At 36.5% G+C, this 3799-nt stretch carries 4 protein-coding genes; all 4 read right to left on the reverse strand.

The features are described from left to right. Nucleotides 1-290, reverse strand: a 290-nt coding sequence (locus tag Q8907_14115; GenBank protein MDP4275406.1) for a Wzz/FepE/Etk N-terminal domain-containing protein, incomplete at its 3' end; no start/stop codon positions are given. Nucleotides 291-295: 5 nt separating this feature from the next. Beyond that, complete coding sequence (locus tag Q8907_14120; GenBank protein ID MDP4275407.1) at nucleotides 296-1072, reverse strand: polysaccharide biosynthesis/export family protein; 777 nt, start codon at nucleotides 1070-1072, stop codon at nucleotides 296-298. Between the two features lie 81 nt (nucleotides 1073-1153). After that, entirely contained in the window at nucleotides 1154-1687 is a 534-nt protein-coding gene (locus Q8907_14125; GenBank protein ID MDP4275408.1) for a GNAT family protein, read from the reverse strand. A gap of 25 nt (nucleotides 1688-1712) precedes the next feature. Then, the gene (locus tag Q8907_14130) at nucleotides 1713-3233 is read right to left on the reverse strand and encodes a tetratricopeptide repeat protein (protein MDP4275409.1); all 1521 of its coding nucleotides are present in this window, start codon (nucleotides 3231-3233) and stop codon (nucleotides 1713-1715) included. Nucleotides 3234-3799 lie beyond the last annotated feature (566 nt).

Below are 3799 nucleotides of genomic sequence, written 5' to 3' on the forward strand. Positions count from 1 at the left end.
GACTGCAGAATTCCGATTTCATTTTGTACATTTTTTTTACTTTGGAAAATATCAAAGTTCTTCATTACTAAATTATCAGAGCCGGATAATCCGCGGGTGTTTTCATCATCCCGTACAATAACAGAAGAATTGACGGTATATACAGGCTCAGAATAACGATTTAATATATAGGCAACCGCCAGGGCAATGAAGATTGAAAATGCAAACCAATACCAGTTATCTAAAATTTTAAACAGATACTTTTTAATATCGATGGTCTCTTCCTGCTGAAATTCGTCATTATACTCCATCGCTGTTACTTTTTAATAAAGTTCAAAACCAATATCAGGGTTGTGATACCGGTTAAAAATATTTGAATACTGGGCATATTATTTTTAAAAGTCTTATTTTTCAATGGTTGAATATAAACCATGTCATTGGGTTGCAAATAAAATGCAGGTGATTTTAATATATCCGTGCTGGTCAAATCGATCCGGTATGTTCTGACCCCTTCTTTCTCAGGCCTGAGGACCAGTACTTTCTTCCTGTCGCCATAGTCGGAAACATCACCGGCCATTCCGACAGCTTCCAGCACTGTCAATTGATTGTTATAGTTTTTATACACACCGGGATGATTTGCTTCACCGACCACCGTAACCTTAAAACTCAACAATTTCAAAATCACTGTGGCATCTTTCAAATATTTATCAGCCCTGAGTTGCAATGAATCTTTAGCCTGCTTAAGGGTCAATCCGCTTACCTTAATTTTACCAAGTACGGGCATTTCTATATCCCCCTCCTTATCAACAGAATAACCATTTACATATAAACTGGCATCCGTTTGGTAAAGATTTTGTTGGGAAACCGAAGAGGAAGTATTATTAATAACATTACTCACTTCTTCATTTAAGGTCGAAACCTTTACATAAAGGATATCCTGATTCTGTATTTGATAATCCACCTGTTTATTTGGAAAAAAATCAGGAGCTTTGGCAGAATCTATATTTTGGAGATATACCATCTGTTTTTGCGTAGTACATGATGCAAAAATCAACAAAAAAGTTGCAAAACCTATCAGAATATTTCTATTCATATAATAAAATGAATAACTATGACAATTTAAAAGGGACAAAAATAATACAATAATTTCAATAATGTCGGAAGTAAAAAAATATTATCGTTTGTTAAGCAATTGAAGCATCAATTCATTCGTCCAGCCATCGGCAGTTTTTAGCCAATCTTTTTTCTCGCCAATAACTTCAAAGCCAAACTTTTTAAAAAGCATCAGGCTTTTCTTATTGGCCGTTTCGACGTTGCAAAAAATCTGATGAAGGCCTAGAATATTAAAACAATAATGAATTAATATATCCAAAGCCGCAGTAGCATAACCTTTTGACCTGTCTTTTTCTTCAGCGATAAGAATACCTATGCCGGCGCGGAGATGAAAAGGATCGAAATCAAATAAATCAATAGCCCCAATAGTGCGATAATTTTCCAACCTGGAATCAATCATAAACCGCAATTGCTTGGTCTCGTATATGTCCATATTGGAAGTTTCAATATATCTGGCCAGTATCTTTTTGGAAAAGGGAGACAATGTCCCGCTGATCTGCCATACAGAAGTATCATTTTCCCAGTTGTAGAGTATCTCAACATCAGAAGGTTCAAGGGCGCGTAATCGTACTATTTTATTTTCAAGTCCAGCCAATAATTTTTCAATTAATTGAATTATACTATTTCCCGATATCCTCAATAACCAACTTATAATTTTCAGGATCGGAAACAAGGAACTGATGAAGTTCTTTATCGTAACGAATCACAATAACAGGACTACTGTCCGAGGTCTTACAGACCTTTATCGTGAAATTCTTTTCAAAAAAATCAGTTTCTTTTTCGCCAATACTTTTTGTTTCCAAAGAATCGGGATGCAAAAATACCTTAAAAATATTCTTATTCCCCGAACCTTCCGGCCATATTTTCGCAAAATATGCAATATTTGCATTTAATGGGGCAAAGAACAAGTCATTGTTTGTAGTATTTAATGGGAAACCGATATTCACCGGCTCAGTCCAGCCGTTTGCCAACCGCCTTGAACAAAAAATATCGTATCCGCCCATATTAAAATGCCCTTTTGAACTAAAATAAAGTGTAGTGCCATCAGAGGAAATAAAAGGCGTTGCCTCATCATCGGAAGTATTAATAATCGGCCCCAAATTCATTGCGGGTCCCCAGTTATCCCCCGCATTGCGAGTTGACAGATAAATATCCATCTTGCCTTCTCCCCCGCGCCTGTCACTTGAAAAATACAATGTTTTCCCATCCGGTGAAATAGAAGCATGCGATTCATTATGCGAAGTGTTTATGTTATTGTTTAAAGGCATAGCCTTAGCCCAACGCCCGTTTGAAAACTTACTTACATAAATATCGCCGGAGAAAGAACCACCTTCGGTTGCTTCACCCCCCGAAAACAACCTCTTTACCCTGTTTTTTTTCACCAGATATAGTTCGGTTCCATCGTAAGAAAGGGAAGACACGTAAAAGTCACCGTCTGAAACCACCTGGGAATTAATATTCAAAGGATCCGACCATTGGTTGTCCGAATTGAAAGAAACCATAATGGCGCTGTAAAATTTCAAATCCCTCATGAAGGCCATTACTTTACCATTAGCGGATACAACTGCATTATAATTGTTCTCAGCCGTATTAATCGGTTCTCCCAAATGTTCGAATTTCACCCCCACCGGTTTATCGTATATAACCTTGGCTCTCTGACAGCTTTTAATCTCCTTGTCAACCATCTTTTTGTTGTACACTTCCTCAAAACCTTCTGTTTTAGTAAATTTATCATAAACGGCCAAGGCCTTGTCCAGCTCATTATTTATCCTGTAGGCGTTGCCCAGATAATACAGGGCATGGGTGGGTGCATGTGTTTCTGTGATTTGTTTGTCGTCAAATTTTGCCGAAATATTTTTGATTGCTTTTTCAAGGTAAGGAATAGCCTTCACTTCCTGACCCTGAAGATTCAGATAACACATTCCGATTTTATAACAAATATGCGCATTGGTCTTACCTGCATTATATAATTTTTGAAATTCATATAAGGCATCCTTATAATCTTCCGATTCAAATGATTCCTGAGCGTTATCAAATGTTGTCTTTGTAAAAGACATGTGCTGGGCATTTAAAGAGAAGGTCAAAAGGAACAAAATGACAGCTACAAAAAGAAAATGCTTGCACTGATGTATCCTCATCATAACTTTAGTTTTTACTATATTATTTCAAGATACTTATGCGATTATTTCCGCACTAGAATAGCACAATTTAGTTAGCCCTGGATATCAGGCAATTAACGCATTTGACTTGTGAAATTTGCCTGAACTTTAAATCAACTTTTTCAGTCTACCCTCACTTTGAGGATTTCCAATCCCTGCGATTTCCCGGGCCATCAAAGTCCTATTCCGGGGAATTCAAAATGAATAACAAATATTAATTCCAGGATCTGGTTCAGACCACCTAACGGGTAGTAAATTTAATAATTTAATGTTTCATTCTACAAATCATTAAAATTTATTTATATTTTTAATTGTCTAACCATCTACTTTCTATGTTTTCGATCTTATCCCTTTGTTAAAAAAAACCTCACAGAAGTTTTGAACTCTGTGAGGTCTCGAAAAGTGTTGCTTTGGGTTATAGTAAATTAGGCTTTTTTATCTTTCCGTTTTTTTCTCCATAAGGCGATTAAAATAAGCAAAAGGATAAACAATCCTCCTATACCCACAGCGTAAGGCATTGAAGATTTTGTTCCTTGGGTTGCTCCTGA

The sequence above is a fragment of the Bacteroidota bacterium genome (assembly GCA_030706565.1).
Taxonomy (GTDB): Bacteria; Bacteroidota; Bacteroidia; order Bacteroidales; family JAUZOH01; genus JAUZOH01.

Bases quoted from the DNA above. Each gene is read 5' to 3' on its own strand.
- Q8907_14120 (MDP4275407.1), bottom strand. From the start codon at position 1,072: ATGAATAGAAATATTCTGATAGGTTTTGCAACTTTTTTGTTGATTTTT.
- Q8907_14130 (MDP4275409.1), bottom strand. From the start codon at position 3,233: ATGATGAGGATACATCAGTGCAAGCATTTTCTTTTTGTAGCTGTCATT.